We start from the raw sequence: 14590 nt of genomic DNA, 5'->3' as shown, positions 1-14590 counted from the left end.
CGTCTCAACCGTCTTTCCAGTCCGTCAGCACCGTCTCCAGCGCCCCAGCACCGCCTCAGCAGCGCCGGTGAAGGGGGTTCTAAGGTTTACCCCGGAAAGCCGCAAGCAGAAAATCTGGAAAAATCGGAAAAAACTCTGTTTGAAAAATTTTCAACATATTTACAGTTACTTACCGAAAATTCCCTTCCCAAAACGAACACCCCAGGCCACCGTTTCGACGTGCATCCCAGGTTTTGCACAGGCTTAACTACAGACTCAGGCGGAATCGACCTGTCGGAATCGGTTGAGTGGGTTCGACAGCGGCAGACGCAGGGCCAGAAGGCCCAGAATCAAGCTCAGATAGATCAGTGGCTCGATCTGGAACCCTTTCGCCAGCATCACGTAATGCAGCCCGCCCAAAATCGCAGCTGGATAGACCAGACGTTGTAGAACGCGCCAGCGTGGACCCAAACGGCGCACCGACAGATTATTTGAAGTCACAGCCAGGGGCAGCAGCAGAAGAAATCCGGCCATGCCCACCGTGATATAGGGACGTTTGAGGATGTCGGCCCAGATCTGGCTCGGCAGTTGCACATCCAAAACCAACCATACCAACAGATGCAGACTAACATAGACGAAGGTCAGCACCCCCAAAGCGCGACGGAACTTCGTCAGGTTCAGTCCCGAAAACCGCCGCAACGGGGACACCGCAAGCACGACAATCAACAACTGTAACGCCAACTCGCCATAGCGATGTTCCAGCGCCTCAATCGGATCAATACCCAGCCCTCCGGTCAAACCCTGATAGAACAGCCACGGTGCCGGGATCAGGCCCAGCAGGTAGACAGCCCAAACAGGCACTCGGCGGAGTATCTGGTTCACGGTCTGCATGCGCCTAATAGTATTCCGACAGATCCATGCCTTCGTAAAGACCGGCGACTTCGGCCTCGTAGCCGTTGAACATCAGTGTCGGAATACGTTTCGAGAACAGCCCGCCCCCGATGGTACGTTCCGACGCCTGAGACCAGCGCGGGTGATCCACATTCGGGTTCACATTACTATAGAAGCCATATTCGCGCGGATTGGCCATGTTCCAGCTTGTCGGAGGCTCAACGTCCGTCAGGGTAATCCGAACAATCGACTTGATCGACTTGAAGCCATATTTCCACGGCACGACGAGTCGAAGAGGTGCGCCGTTTTGGTTCGGAATTGGACGATCATAGATGCCTGTCGCCATGATCGTAAGCGGGTGCATCGCCTCATCCAACCGCAATCCTTCGCGATAGGGCCAATCGAGCACCGGGTATTGCACGCCGGGCATCTCATCAGGACGGTATGCGGTTTCGAAGGCAACAAACTTGGCTCCTTCCTGCACTCCGGCCATGTTCAGCAGATCGGCCAGCTCAAACCCGTTCCAGGGCACCACCATTGACCAGGCCTCGACGCAGCGAAAACGATAGATGCGTTCTTCGACCGTCATCTCAGACATGATGTCCTTGAAATCATATTCGCCGGGACGGTCGACCAATCCATCGATCTGCACGCTCCAGGGTTCCGTTACCAGCGTGTGGGCGTATTTCGCAGGATCATCCTTGCGCGTACCGAACTCATAATAGTTGTTGTAAGACGTGATCTCTTCCCAGGTGTTGGGCACCAGATCCTCGGCCGCCTCTTCGGCCGCACCTTTCTGCGCCATCCCTGCCAAGCCGACACCTGCAAGCCCGGCCATCACCTGCCGCCGGTTCATAAACGCCGCCCGAGGGGTAACGTCTGCACGTGTCAAATTATTGGTCCAGCGATGCGCCATCTGCGTCTCCGTGATCGTTCTGTATTAGAGTCCAATTAGTGCGCACATAGCACAGGACCAAGGCAACATGCGTCACGATTGGGAGAAGAGGCTGTAATGTATCCGCCACTCGGGAAACTCATATTGAGAGATAACGGTACAGATTCGCGCGATTTCGAGCGTTTTGACCAATAAGACCTAGCGTCAAGGTTGATATTCCCGCTAGCCAATGCCCAATCCGGAAGCGTAAGTTTTCTAAGGGCGCGAAGGGACAGAGTAGGCTGCCGTATATGGCTGGCATCGCAGTTGGCGCCAAGGGAAACGACGAGAATACGATCGGAAAGGACGAGACATGAAAACGAAAATGCTTGCGGGCTTGTCGCTGGTGCTGTTCATCGCTGCCTGCGCTGAGAATGAAACATATCCCATCAGCGGCTGCGATTCGAATGAAACATTCCCCGTAACCTGCGAGGAAATCGGCGACGACACTGGCCTGGACGAAAGCAACGCTCAGGATCTGAACGCCCTTCCGTCGGGCACCTGATCACGCATGATCTAAAAACCGAACACGTCGATGTTCGCACAATAACCCGCCATTCATCGGCGGGTTATTCGTTTTCAGCCCACCAGGTTCTCCCAAAATATCATTTTAATTCAATAATATGAATTTTAAATTTAACAGATTAAGCCTTTACAGGCCATTTCCCAGCCTTGCACTCTGATTGCCGGGTACGCTGAAAATTCGAATGATCAGCCCCCGGATCGAACGCTGGACAGGGAGAAGACGAATATGTGTGACATCTGTGTAATGAATGCGGTCAAGGACCGAATGCTTTCACGGCGCAGTTTCTTCAAGGCCGCCGCTGCGTCGGGTGTGGCCGTTGCCGCCGGAGGGGTCACCGCACCCGCCGCTATGGCCTCAGGGCATGGCAAGGTCGAGGATATGACCCACACAATCAGCCCGGATTTCCCGACCTATTTCGGAGAGCCGGGCTATTCCGCCGAACAAATCTACAGCTTCGGCGAACACGGCTTCAATCTTCAGCGGATCACAGTAAACGAACATACCGGTACCCATGTCGATGCACCACTGCATTTCTCGGCGGATGGGGCGTCGGTGGATGAAATTCCGGTCTCTGACCTGATCGCCCCACTATGTGTGGTCGATATTGCCGCCCGCGCGGCTGAGGACGCAGATACGCTGCTGACACCCGATGACCTAAAGGCATGGATGGCCAGTCACGGCGATATTCCGGACGGGGCCTGTGTGGCCCTGTATTCTGGCTGGGCCGCCAAGGTCGATAGCGACGCCTATCGCGGGTTTGACGGGCAGGCACAGCACTATCCCGGTTTCCACGTCGAGGCGGCACAGATGTTGATCGAGGAAACTGGTGCACGCTCAATCGCCTCGGACACGCTGTCACTGGACCACGGCCCTTCGGCAACCTTTGATACGCACTATGCGTGGTTATCCACCGGTCGTTTCGGGATCGAAAATATCGCCGGGCTGGACCGCATTCCGGCCTCTGGCGCAACGCTCGTCGTCGGCGCGCCGACACATGCGGGCGGAACCGGCGGACCCGCGCGCATTTTTGCGATGGTTTGACAAGTTCTGTCAAACGATCGCCAGTGGAAAGAGCTCTACGAAACAGAAAAACCCGCCGTGAAGGCGGGTTCTTCCTTTTGCCTCAGTGCACGACCGCGTCATTTGGCCTTGGGCGGTCCGAGGTGCCCAGGCGGTCGCCGATGATCAGGCCATCCGAACCTGCCGAGACCGGGACGGTTTCACCGTCCTTGATTTCACCGGCCAGCAACGCCTCGGCCAGCGGGTTCTGAAGCGCGCGTTGGATCACGCGTTTCAGCGGACGCGCGCCAAAGACCGGGTCATAGCCTTCATCGGCCAACCATTGCTTGGCACCATCATCCAGCGCCAGCTCGATCTTGCGGGCGGCCAGTCGTTTCTGCAGACGTGCCATCTGGATATCGACGATGCCATCCATGTCGGCCCGCTTGAGCCGGTCAAAGATGATGGTCTCATCCAGACGGTTGAGGAATTCGGGCCGGAAATGGGCTCGGACCGCATCCATCACATCCCGCCGCGCCTGCGCACTGTCGGCTCCTTCGGGCAACTGGCTAAGCGCCTGCGACCCAAGGTTCGACGTCAGGATGATCAGCGTCTGTTTAAAGTCCACGGTGCGGCCCTGACCATCGGTCAGCACACCATCATCGAGAACCTGCAACAGCACGTTGAATACATCCGGGTGCGCCTTTTCGACCTCGTCAAACAGCACGACCTGATAGGGCCTGCGCCGCACGGCCTCGGTCAGCACGCCACCTTCGTCATACCCTACATAGCCCGGAGGGGCACCGATCAGACGGGCGACCGCATGCTTCTCCATGAACTCGGACATGTCGATGCGCACCATCGCGTTGTCGTCGTCGAACAGAAAGTTCGCCACGGCCTTGGTCAGCTCGGTCTTACCCACACCAGTCGGGCCGAGGAACAGGAACGAACCCAAGGGGCGGTTCTCGTCATTCAGGCCGGCCCGCGCACGGCGCACGGCGTTTGCGACGGCAGTGACGGCGGCATCCTGACCGATCACGCGGGAATGCAGGTCCTCTTCCATCCGCAGCAGTTTCTCGCGCTCGCCTTCCAGCATCTTGGCTGTCGGGATACCGGTCCAGCGTTCAACGACCGAAGCGATTTGCTCGGGGCGCACTGTTTCTTCCGCCGTCATCGCGTTGCTTTCGCTGTTCTCAGCGTCGGCCAACTGATTTTCAAGCTGGGGAATAACGCCATAGGACAACTCACCCGCCTTGGCGAGGTTGCCTTCGCGCTTGGCAATCTCAAGATCAGCCCGGGCCTTGTCGAGCTGTTCTTTCAGATCACGCGCACCCGCGAGCTTATCACGCTCGGCCTGCCACTGGGCGGTCATCTCGGCGGATTTCTCCTGCAAATCGGCCAGATCCTTTTGCAAGGTTTCCAGACGATCCTTCGAGGCCGCGTCATCTTCCAGCTTCAGCGCCTCTTCCTCGATCTGCATTTGCAGAATCTGGCGGTCCAACTGGTCCAGTTCTTCGGGCTTCGAATCCACCTCCATCCGCAGACGCGACGCTGCCTCATCAACAAGGTCGATGGCTTTGTCGGGCAAGAAACGGTCGGTGATATAGCGATGCGACAGCGTCGCCGCCGACACCAACGCCGAGTCTGAGATGCGCACGCCGTGGTGAAGCTCGTACTTTTCCTTGATGCCGCGCAGGATGCTGATCGTGTCCTCGACCGTCGGCTCCTGCACCATCACGGGCTGGAACCGGCGCGCAAGGGCCGCGTCTTTTTCGACGTATTTGCGGTACTCATCCAGCGTGGTCGCGCCGATGCAATGCAGTTCACCCCGCGCAAGCGCTGGTTTGATCAGGTTCGCCGCATCCATCGCGCCGTCGGATTTACCAGCGCCGACCAGCGTGTGCATCTCATCAATGAACAAGATGATTTCACCCGCCGCTTCGGTCACTTCGGTCAGCACGGCCTTGAGGCGTTCTTCGAACTCACCACGGTACTTCGCACCGGCAATCAGCGCTCCCATGTCGAGCGCAAGCAGCTTCTTGTCCTTCAGCGATTCTGGCACGTCACCGTTAATGATGCGCAGGGCCATGCCCTCGGCGATCGCGGTTTTACCCACGCCGGGCTCACCGATCAGAACCGGGTTGTTCTTGGTTCGACGCGACAGAACCTGCATCGAGCGGCGGATTTCCTCATCCCGCCCGATGATCGGGTCGATCTTGCCTTCCGCCGCAGCCTTGGTCAGATCGCGCGCATATTTCTTGAGCGCGTCATAGCCTTCTTCCGCCGACGCGGTATCGGCTGTGCGCCCCTTGCGGATATCGTTGATCGCCTCATTCAGTTTCTGCGCGGTCACGGCACCATCTTCCAAAGCCTCCTTAGCCTTGGATTTCACCATGCACAGCGCCATCAGAATGCGTTCGACAGGGACAAAACTGTCGCCCGCCTTGGTTGCAATCTTTTCGGCCTCGGCAAGAACCTTAGCGGTCTGGCCGTCCAGATAGACCTGACCTGTGTCGCCTTTGACCTTTGGAATGCGCGCCATCGAGGCGTCCAGCGCATTCACAACACGGCTGGGCGCACCACCGGCCCGCGTGATCAGGTTGCTGGCCAGCCCCTGATCGTCATCCATCAATGCTTTCAGCAAATGTTCGGGCGTCAGACGCTGATGCTCTTCCCGCATCGCAATAGTCTGCGCCGCTTGCACGAAACCCCGTGCCCGCTCGGTGAACTTGTTCAAGTCCATTTTATTCTCCTTTTCCAAGCGCCCTGTTTTGATGCGCCCGCCTGGCGGCACGCGTCGGTTTTGGGCCTCACATTCAATCTGGGAAATATCTGTCCCGGTTCAAGAGGCGGAGGCGTATATTCGACCCCTATCTGCGCGGCACGGAATAGACCGCATAGCCCCCCGTTTCCGCCACCTGCCGCGCGCCGTACATGTCGACCAGAGACTGAGCCGCACTGCCGCCTTCGGGGCAAGACACAAGGTCCGCCGCATCGTCCAGAAAGTCGACGGTAAAGGCCGTTTCACCCGTGATCTGACAATCGTCATCGGTCGAACGATACCCCCGCACCAGACGTAGGTTTTCGTTGGTGGGCGTTTTGACCACTGTATCGGCTGCTTCGGTTTCCAGCGGCATGTCCTGGCATCCTGCCAGCACCAGAGCAAACGCGGTGGGCGCAAGTTGTTTCATTTGCAAATCCGTTCCTTCAATGTGCGAATAGTATAGCACAGCCTGAATGCGCTGCCGTGATCTGAATCACCTACCCATCCCACATGGACACAGACCCCCAAACCCGCTAGGACGCAGACGTTTGCCAAAAAACGGAGCACCCCCATGTCTGACGACCGCCTGATCGTAGCCCTAGATGTCCCGAACGCCCTGCAAGGTCTGGCCATGGCCGAGCGGTTGGGAGACAGCGTTTCCTTCTATAAGATCGGGCTTGGCATGCTAACGGGCGGCGGGTTGGCGCTGGCCAATGAGCTGAAACAGGATCACGGCAAGCGCATCTTTTTGGACATGAAGCTGTTCGACATCGGCAACACGGTCGAAAACGCGGTGCGTGGGTTGGCGCAGTTCGATCTGGATTTCCTCACAGTTCATGGCGATCCCCACGTGGTGCGCGCCGCGAAAGAGGGCGCCTCGGGCAAGGATCTGAAAATCCTGGCTGTAACCATCCTGACGTCGCTGAATCGCGACGATCTGGACGCCAGTTTGTTGAAGGCGGGCGATGTGCAGGAGCTGGTGGTGGAACGCGCAGCCAAGGCGCTTGAGGCCGGGGCAGATGGCGTCATCGCCAGCCCGCAAGAGGCTGCGCTGATCCGCGCCCTGCCTCAGGCCGAAGGTCGATTGATCGTCACCCCCGGCGTTCGTCCGGCAGGGGCTGCGCTTGGCGATCAGAAACGCGTTGCCACCCCAGCCAGTGCTATTGCAGATGGCGCAGACCACATCGTTGTGGGCCGCCCGATCTATCAGGCAGAGGACCCGAAAGCCGCCGCCCAAGCGGTTCTTGCCGAGTTAAATTCCTTGACACGGCACTAAACGAGGACGTTAGAAACCGCCAAAAACACCGGTTTCTGGCTGCCAAGCGGTTGACCTAACGTCACTTTTAATGAAAACCGCGCCAAATCGTCCCTGTGCCCGAAAACACACATGAAAACTGCCTGTTTTCCTTGTGTGAACTCGATCCTATCGAAACCTCTGTTTTTCAGCGAATCTGGTCTCGTGATACTCCCCGCGGACCGTCTCTTCCTGAGGTCCGTCACCTCCCCCCGCAACGCGCGGGGGGTCTTCTTTTCCACCAGATCGCACCTGGAATCCGGCCTTGGGCTTTTGCGTGGCGGTGGGGTTGGTATAGTCGCGCTCATGAACCGATCGCTTTGAAGGCGGGAAGACATCCATGCCCGGTCTTTGCCGAGATTGCCTGACCACAGTCACCGATGACAGGCGCTGCCCCGCGTGTGGCAGCCCGCGGATCAAGTCGCATCCAGAGCTGTTCGACCTGACAATTGCGCATATGGATTGCGACGCCTTCTATGCCTCGGTCGAAAAACGGGACAACCCAGAACTGGCCGATAAGCCGGTCATCATCGGTGGCGGTAAGCGCGGGGTTGTGTCCACGGCGTGCTATGTGGCCCGTATTCGCGGCGTGCGCTCGGCCATGCCCATGTTCAAGGCGCTGCAACTCTGCCCCGATGCGGTGGTGATCAAACCACGCATGTCCGTCTACGCTGAGGTTTCGCGCGATATCCGCAAGATGATGGATGAACTGACCCCGGTAGTTGAACCCCTGTCGCTAGACGAGGCCTTCATGGACCTCTCTGGCACCGAACGCCTGCACGGAGCGCCACCGGCGGTGATGCTGGCGCGTTTGGTCAAGCGCATGAAAGACGAGCTGGGCGTGACCGGGTCAATCGGGCTTTCGCACAACAAGTTTCTGGCCAAGGTAGCCTCGGATCTGGACAAGCCACGCGGGTTTTCAGTGATTGGCCGGGCTGAGACGGCAGAGTTTCTGCATGACAAACCAGTGCGCCTGATCTGGGGTATCGGCCCCGCCGCGCAGGAATCGCTGGACCGTGCCGGTATTCGCAGTTTCTCGGACCTGTTGCGCTGGGATCAGGAGGCGTTGACGGCCAGATTTGGCGCGATGGGCTATCGGCTGTGGCATCTGGCCCGCGGTCAGGACAAACGCCGCGTTTCGGCCCATGAACCGATGAAATCCATCAGCAATGAGACGACCTTTTTCGAAGACACCGCCAGCCTCGACATTCTGGACGGACATCTTTGGCGCATGTCGGAAAAGGTCGCCGACAGGGCCAAGGCCAAAGGGCTAGCGGGGCGGGTCGTGACCCTTAAACTGAAACGAGCCAACCACAAGATCATCACGCGACGGGTATCCCTGCGGGACCCAACCCAGATTGCTGATCGTATATATCGCACGGCGCGCGCGCTGTTCGATCAGGTTGGGGAACAGGGGCCATACCGGTTGCTGGGCTGTGGTCTGTCGGATTTGTGCCCGGAACATCAGGCCGATATCTCGGGCGATCTGCTGGATCCTGGCGCCGCCCAAAGATCACAGGCCGAGCGTGCCACGGACGAAATTCGCCGCCGCTTCGGGACCGACGCTATCGTGAAAGGACGGGCGCTGCGCTGATCTTATTCGGCCGCCAGACGCAGGGGCTCTTCGCCGATCTGGACGACATCGCGGATGACCTGCCGCAACAGTGTGCGGAACTCGGCGAAATTGCCGTTAGGTTCGATCCGGTCCTCATCCATATATAGCGCGCGGTCGATCTCGATCTGAACCGCATGTTGGTTGCGCGCGGGGCGTCCATAGGTTTGGGTCACATAGGCCCCCGCAAACGGAGCGTTGCGCACGACCGTCAGGCCGGCGGCGACAAAGGCCGCTTCGATCCGGTCAACCACCTCGGTTGAGGCTGACGCACCAAACCGGTCGCCAAGCACAACTTGCGGCCGTTTGGCTTTGGGGCCACTGGCCATGGCAACCGCCTCGTGCGGCATCGAGTGGCAATCAATCAAAACCGCCTGCCCGAACTTGGCATGCGATTCGGCCAAAAGTGATTTCAGGCGGGCGTGATAGGGACGCCAGCACGTGTCGATCCGCAGCCGCGCCTCGTCCATCGTCAGCTTGCCACGGTAAATCGCGCGCCCATTTGCCACTACGCGGGGAATCACGCCCAGGCCCGAGGCAACACGCGGATTGTGCCCTTGCCGCCGCGCACCTTGGATCAGCGCAGGATCCAGTTCCTCTGAACTGCGGTTGAGGTCCAGATACGCCCTTGGTTTCGTGGCCGATATCAGCGGTGCCCCGAAATCTGCCACCGGCGAGAACAGCTGATCGACAAACGCATCTTCCGAGGACCGAATCGCATTGCGGTTCAAAACCGTGCGTTTCAGCAGGCTTTCGGGATAGTTCCGCCCGCTATGTGGAGACGAAAACACCACACAAGTCGTGCGCTTGGCGGGCATATCCAGTACATAGGCGGCGTTCTGCATGGTGACTCCTTGTTCGGACTGAACATAGACCGGAAAATAGTTCAACCAAACCCCTTGAACCCCTTTGCGACTCCTTTTATAGACCCCGCTACCGGCGCGGGGATCCGCGCCCCATTTCGTTATGGGGCAGGGCACGCAAAGGGAAAGTGGGCGGTTAGCTCAGCGGTAGAGCACTTCGTTGACATCGAAGGGGTCACAAGTTCGATCCTTGTACCGCCCACCATGATTTCACTGTTCCGGTTTTCCGGGACACCCGCTAACCCAGGCGCTGGCCACGTCCTTGATGAAGGCGCCGCAGATTGGAGACAGACCCATGAAGGTCAAGAACTCGCTCCGCTCGCTCAAGAACCGGCACCGCGATTGCCGGGTTGTGCGTCGCAAAGGCCGCGTCTACGTGATCAACAAGACGCAGCGCAAGTTCAAAGCTCGCCAGGGCTAAGAACGGCACGAACCGATTTGAAAAAACCGCGCCTCTGGGTGCGGTTTTTTTGTTGGCGCGTGAAAACTCGGAAATTGGTAATTTTGCTCAATTCCCGTCCGCGCGTGCCGAAACACCAAACGCCGCGACACCGCATCTCTGCGATCCCTTTGATACAGCTTTATTTTTCGCGGGTTCTCTCACACCCCGCGGGCCGCTCTATTGATGTATTGGGGTGTTTTTGTTTCAGATGCTCACATTCCCTCGACGCGATGTGAATTGGCAGCGCCCACTTAGTCTGCGCAGCATCTTGCAGTCGTTGAACGAGATAGGAAATTCGCCATGACAATCAAACGCCGCCAATTCGTGAAACTGGGGCTGGCTTCGGCTACCGCAGTCGCACTGGGAACGCCGTCTGCATTCGCCGGGGATAAGGAACGCACCGGCAGCCTCTCCGGTCGCAGCGGCTATAAGGTGAAAGGAACAGTTTCCGTATCCGGCGACACCGTCACCCTCAAGAGCGATTATGTGTTCGACCCCAACAAGAACCCGCCGGATATCAAGATCGGCTTCGGCAATGGTGAGAAATACGCAAAGGGTTCGAAGATCCACGACAAACTGACCGTGAAAAAGGGCGAAGCATCGTTCAAGATCCCGGCTGGAATCGACGTTTCGAAATACAACGAGCTTTACATCTACTGCGAAAAGTTCACTGTGATTCTGGCAGTTGCACCGCTCAGCTAAGCCACGTACACGCTTTTTTTCGAGATCCGCCTGCACATGTTGGCGGATTTCTTTTTGCCCAAGCCACCGAGGGTAGACGTGTATAGTCAGGATTCCTTCTTTGATTTATCGACAAGGGGACAGGTAGGGCTTGCGTTGCTCAGCCTCATTCTGTTTGTCCTGATGGTGTATCTGACCCGGCGTGGTTTGTATCGATTTCCTTTTTGGGCAAGGATGTCCGGGGCTACGATCCTCTTTTGGCTGTTCGTGTGGGTTTCGCCGCAAATCTACTACATGTATTACCGCATGATCATTCCGGACTTGCCCCTTCAATGGGTCATCTGGCCACTACGAGACCCGGTTAAACCGCTGCAGATGCTGCTCTTCTCGTATCAGAGCACCCTCAGCTCGCATGGCCAGGGAATCCTCGGTTGGGCAATCATTCTGGCAGCTACCCTTCCGCGCTCGCGATCCATCTAAAGGGTTGTGGAAATAGAAACCGGCCCCCGCCCTAAACACTACACTCAATAATCAGAATCAGGCCGCACTTTGCCAGCGACCATTTGACCAACTAATTTTGTCGGAATTCCTTGCATCCCAGTCAGAATCGTTTAATTGACCAAATCAGTCGGGTTATCACCCGCCACGACATTTAAAGTTGGGACATATGATGCTGAAATCCTCTACCTGTATCGCCGTCGCGCTGACGGCCCTGATTGCCACCTCTGCTGCTGCCGAGGGAGAGCTGAACCTTTATTCTTCGCGCCACTACGACACGGACGAACGCCTCTATTCCGATTTTGAAGAGGCCACAGGCATCACAATCAACCGCATCGAAGGCAAGGCCGACGAATTGATTGCACGTATGGAAGCAGAAGGCGCGAACTCTCCCGCCGATATCCTGCTGACCGTTGACACTTCGCGTCTAGCGCGCGCCAAGAATGCAGGCATCCTGCAAGCCATCGACAGCGCGGTTCTGGAAGATCGCATCCCGGCCAACCTGCAAGACGAAGACAATCAGTGGTACGGTTTCTCGCAGCGCGCGCGGATCATTTTCTTTGATAAGGCCGACGTGGCAACCCCGCCCGCCAGCTATCTGGATCTGGCCAAACCCGAATACAAAGGTCTGATCTGCATCCGGTCGTCCAGCAACACCTATAACCAGACTCTGCTGGCCTCGATCATCACCAACCACGGTGCCGAGGCCGCCAAAACTTGGGCCGAAGGCGTTGTCGCCAACATGGCGCGTGACCCGCAGGGCGGAGACACTGACCAGCTGCGCGGGATCGTCTCGGGCGAGTGCGAAATTGCCGTTTCGAACTCGTACTACTTTGCTCGCGCGCTGCGTAAGGACGTGAAGGGCCTGAGCGCAGATATCGACATGATCGGTATTCTGTTCCCCGCGCAAGACGCGGAAGGTGCCCACATGAACCTGTCGGGTGCAGGTGTTGCTGCCCATGCCCCAAACAAAGAGAACGCGGTGAAATTCCTGGAATACCTCGCCAGTGAACAGGCGCAGGTCTATTTCTCGAACGGCAATGATGAATTCCCCGCCGTCGAAGGCGTGGCGCTGGCCGACAACGTCGCTTCGCTGGGCGAGTTCAAAGCGGACGAAGTGAACCTGTCCGAGGTCGCCAAGAACATCCCGGAGGCACAGAAGATCTTCAACGAAGTCGGCTGGAAATAATCCTTCAATCCGGCGAGTGAGGGAAGAGCGCGGTTTTCTGCGCTCTTTTCTATTTACATAGCCGCATTTTGAACCGAATATCTCATAATCGGAAATGATTCTCATATTTGAAAAATGCTGGATGACCTGTCAAACCGACTAGCCAACCGTCTGAACGAACTGCGCCGCACGCGGGGCTGGTCACTGGATCAGTTGGCAGATCACAGCGGTATCAGCCGCGCCACCCTGTCCCGGATGGAGAAAGGGGACGTCAGCCCGACGGCGGAAACGCTTGGTCGGCTATGCGCTGCTTACAGCTTGCCGATGTCCCGACTGTTGATGATGGTCGAAGACAGTTTTGCCCCGCGTGTACCTTTTGAAAGGCAACCGGAATGGCACGACCCCGAGACCGGATTTACCCGCCGTTCGGTCTCACCCCCCGCCAACGGGTTGAGCGGTGAGGTCCTTGAGGGCCACCTGCCACCCGCAACGGTGATCAGCTATGACGCACCGCCGAAACCAGGGCAGGAGCACCACCTGATCATGTTAGACGGCGCCTTGACCCTGACCGTCGATGACGTCGCACACGACCTGACGGGCGGGGACTGCCTGCGCTATCACTTGTCCGGCCCCACCCGGTTTGAAACGCCAAGCGCGCGCGGTGCACGATACCTACTGGTGCTGATATGATCGCCCGACTGACAGAACCGGAACTGGAAGGCGCGCTCGGCGATCTGACGGGCATTCTGCACGCCTGCGTGCAAGACGGGGCCAGCGTCGGCTTTGTCCTGCCCTTCCCGCCCGAACAGGCCCGAGCCTATTGGCACGACCACGTCTGGCCCAGCGTTGTGGCGCATACGCTGGACCTGTTCGTCGCACGGCAGGATGGGCGGATTCTGGGAACGGTACAACTGGCCCCTGCTTTGATGCCAAACCAGCCTCATCGCGCGGACGTGGCCAAATTGCTGGTACATCCTGAAGCCCGCCGGCGTGGGCTGGGTCGAGCGTTGATGCGCGCACTGGAACAGCGTGCCGCGCAGATCGGGCGGACGATGCTGGTTCTGGACACGCGCAGCTCAGATCCCTCGCGCGTGCTGTATCAAAGCCTCGGCTTTCAGATCGCGGGCGAAATTCCGAACTATTGCCGCAACCCGTTCGAGGATCGGCTGGAGCCCACGACCTACATGTTCAAGGATCTGTCCTAAGCGTTGGTCTTGCGGACATTCGCCGCAAAGCAGTAGCCGATCCCGTGCACGGTCTTGATATAGGTCGGCGCAGCGGGATCGGGTTCGATCTTTTTGCGCAGACGCATAACGTGGACGTCGATGGTCCGGTCGCCGACAACGGTTTCACGTCCGCGCGCCTTGTCCAGCAACTGGTCGCGGGAAAACACCATATGCGGGTTCGAAACAAAAGCGTGCAGCACGTCGAACTCGGTCGTGGTCAGGTCCGCCGCAGCGCCGTCGTCGCCTGCGGTCAGCGTCCGTTCGTTCACGTTCAGCACCCAATCCCCGAACGTGATCAAGGGCGCATCCGCGCCATTGGCGGGTTTTTCGTCGGGCTTTGCCCGGCGCAGAACGGTGCGAATACGGGCCAGAACCTCGCGTGCCTCGAAGGGTTTGGTGATATAGTCGTCGGCCCCGAATTCCAGCCCGACCACGCGGTCGAAAATCTCATCCCGGCCCGAGAGGACAATGATGGGGATGTTGGAATTCACCCGCAACTCGCGCGTGATGTCAAAACCGTTGCGTCCGGGCAGGCCGATATCCAGCAGGATCAGATCGACGCTGGACTTGGTCAGAACCGCATCCATCGCATCGCCATCCGCGGCGCACGTGACCTGACATCCCTGCTTCTCAAGGTAGCGTTGCAGGAAAGACCTGATCTGCGGGTCGTCGTCGACCACAAGGATATGTTCTTGAACCATATTTCCAGTCCG

The 14590-nt window shown here is 58.1% G+C and carries 17 protein-coding genes and 1 tRNA gene; 12 read left to right on the top strand and 6 right to left on the bottom strand.

Annotated elements, in window-relative coordinates:
• Positions 1–247, top strand: a 247-nt coding sequence (locus ACR0C5_RS19215) for a hypothetical protein (RefSeq protein WP_480878511.1), incomplete at its 5' end; no start/stop codon positions are given.
• An 8-nt stretch (positions 248–255) separates the two neighbouring features.
• Here the strand turns inward: ACR0C5_RS19215 and msrQ are convergent.
• Together msrQ and msrP are read right to left on the bottom strand one after the other, a co-directional pair.
• Complete coding sequence (gene msrQ / locus ACR0C5_RS19210; protein WP_480878509.1) at positions 256–870, bottom strand: protein-methionine-sulfoxide reductase heme-binding subunit MsrQ; 615 nt, start codon at positions 868–870, stop codon at positions 256–258.
• Between the two features lie 4 nt (positions 871–874).
• Positions 875–1786 carry a protein-methionine-sulfoxide reductase catalytic subunit MsrP gene (msrP, locus tag ACR0C5_RS19205; RefSeq protein ID WP_170787491.1) on the bottom strand — a complete coding sequence of 304 codons (912 nt, stop codon included), beginning with the start codon at positions 1784–1786 and terminating at the stop codon, positions 875–877.
• Positions 1787–2117: 331 nt separating this feature from the next.
• Between msrP and ACR0C5_RS19200 the strand changes: the two genes are divergently transcribed.
• Positions 2118–2309, top strand: coding sequence for a hypothetical protein (locus ACR0C5_RS19200; protein ID WP_170775519.1), 192 nt, complete (start codon positions 2118–2120; stop codon positions 2307–2309).
• Between the two features lie 246 nt (positions 2310–2555).
• The gene (locus ACR0C5_RS19195) at positions 2556–3371 is read left to right on the top strand and encodes a cyclase family protein (protein WP_170775517.1); all 816 of its coding nucleotides are present in this window, start codon (positions 2556–2558) and stop codon (positions 3369–3371) included.
• An 82-nt stretch (positions 3372–3453) separates the two neighbouring features.
• Here ACR0C5_RS19195 and clpB read toward each other — a convergent pair whose 3' ends face one another.
• Positions 3454–6072: an ATP-dependent chaperone ClpB gene (clpB, locus tag ACR0C5_RS19190; RefSeq protein WP_480878507.1), complete on the bottom strand. Its 2619-nt coding sequence runs from the start codon at positions 6070–6072 to the stop codon at positions 3454–3456.
• A 127-nt stretch (positions 6073–6199) separates the two neighbouring features.
• Positions 6200–6520 (bottom strand): hypothetical protein, encoded by a 321-nt coding sequence (locus ACR0C5_RS19185; protein WP_480878505.1) that lies wholly within the window; start codon positions 6518–6520, stop codon positions 6200–6202.
• A 144-nt stretch (positions 6521–6664) separates the two neighbouring features.
• Between ACR0C5_RS19185 and pyrF the strand changes: the two genes are divergently transcribed.
• Both pyrF and ACR0C5_RS19175 read left to right on the top strand, forming a co-directional pair.
• Positions 6665–7369 carry an orotidine-5'-phosphate decarboxylase gene (gene pyrF / locus ACR0C5_RS19180; protein ID WP_170790495.1) on the top strand — a complete coding sequence of 235 codons (705 nt, stop codon included), beginning with the start codon at positions 6665–6667 and terminating at the stop codon, positions 7367–7369.
• A gap of 358 nt (positions 7370–7727) precedes the next feature.
• On the top strand, positions 7728–8981 hold the full coding sequence (locus ACR0C5_RS19175) for a DNA polymerase IV (protein WP_480860835.1): 1254 nt from the start codon (positions 7728–7730) through the stop codon (positions 8979–8981).
• A 2-nt stretch (positions 8982–8983) separates the two neighbouring features.
• On the opposite strand, the gene ACR0C5_RS19170 is transcribed toward ACR0C5_RS19175, so the two are convergent.
• The gene (locus ACR0C5_RS19170; protein WP_480878502.1) at positions 8984–9844 is read right to left on the bottom strand and encodes an N-formylglutamate amidohydrolase; all 861 of its coding nucleotides are present in this window, start codon (positions 9842–9844) and stop codon (positions 8984–8986) included.
• 148 nt (positions 9845–9992) lie between these two features.
• On the opposite strand from ACR0C5_RS19170, the gene ACR0C5_RS19165 reads away from it, so the two are divergent.
• The 7 genes from ACR0C5_RS19165 to ACR0C5_RS19135 all read left to right on the top strand — a co-directional run bounded on the left by ACR0C5_RS19165 (position 9993) and on the right by ACR0C5_RS19135 (position 13856).
• Positions 9993–10067, top strand: a tRNA-Val gene (locus ACR0C5_RS19165).
• Positions 10068–10157: 90 nt separating this feature from the next.
• Positions 10158–10283: a type B 50S ribosomal protein L36 gene (ykgO, locus tag ACR0C5_RS19160; RefSeq protein WP_005648635.1), complete on the top strand. Its 126-nt coding sequence runs from the start codon at positions 10158–10160 to the stop codon at positions 10281–10283.
• A gap of 321 nt (positions 10284–10604) precedes the next feature.
• On the top strand, positions 10605–11006 hold the full coding sequence (locus ACR0C5_RS19155; RefSeq protein ID WP_170775506.1) for a DM13 domain-containing protein: 402 nt from the start codon (positions 10605–10607) through the stop codon (positions 11004–11006).
• Positions 11007–11042: 36 nt separating this feature from the next.
• Positions 11043–11465 (top strand): hypothetical protein, encoded by a 423-nt coding sequence (locus tag ACR0C5_RS19150; protein WP_480878499.1) that lies wholly within the window; start codon positions 11043–11045, stop codon positions 11463–11465.
• A gap of 190 nt (positions 11466–11655) precedes the next feature.
• Complete coding sequence (locus ACR0C5_RS19145; protein ID WP_480878497.1) at positions 11656–12672, top strand: extracellular solute-binding protein; 1017 nt, start codon at positions 11656–11658, stop codon at positions 12670–12672.
• Positions 12673–12786: 114 nt separating this feature from the next.
• Entirely contained in the window at positions 12787–13341 is a 555-nt protein-coding gene (locus tag ACR0C5_RS19140; protein ID WP_480504085.1) for a helix-turn-helix domain-containing protein, read from the top strand.
• On the top strand, positions 13338–13856 hold the full coding sequence (locus ACR0C5_RS19135; protein ID WP_480878494.1) for an N-acetyltransferase family protein: 519 nt from the start codon (positions 13338–13340) through the stop codon (positions 13854–13856). Before ACR0C5_RS19140 ends, ACR0C5_RS19135 begins: the two co-directional genes overlap by 4 nt.
• Here ACR0C5_RS19135 and ACR0C5_RS19130 read toward each other — a convergent pair.
• Positions 13853–14578, bottom strand: a complete 726-nt coding sequence (locus ACR0C5_RS19130; RefSeq protein ID WP_480860827.1) for a response regulator — start codon at positions 14576–14578, stop codon at positions 13853–13855. The two genes, ACR0C5_RS19135 and ACR0C5_RS19130, sit on opposite strands and share 4 nt — an antisense overlap.
• Between the last annotated feature and the right edge of the window lie 12 nt (positions 14579–14590).

The organism is Ruegeria sp. N8, assembly GCF_056531325.1.
The sequence above is the reverse complement of the archived record's forward strand: the minus strand, read 5'-3'. Positions and strand labels throughout refer to the sequence as shown.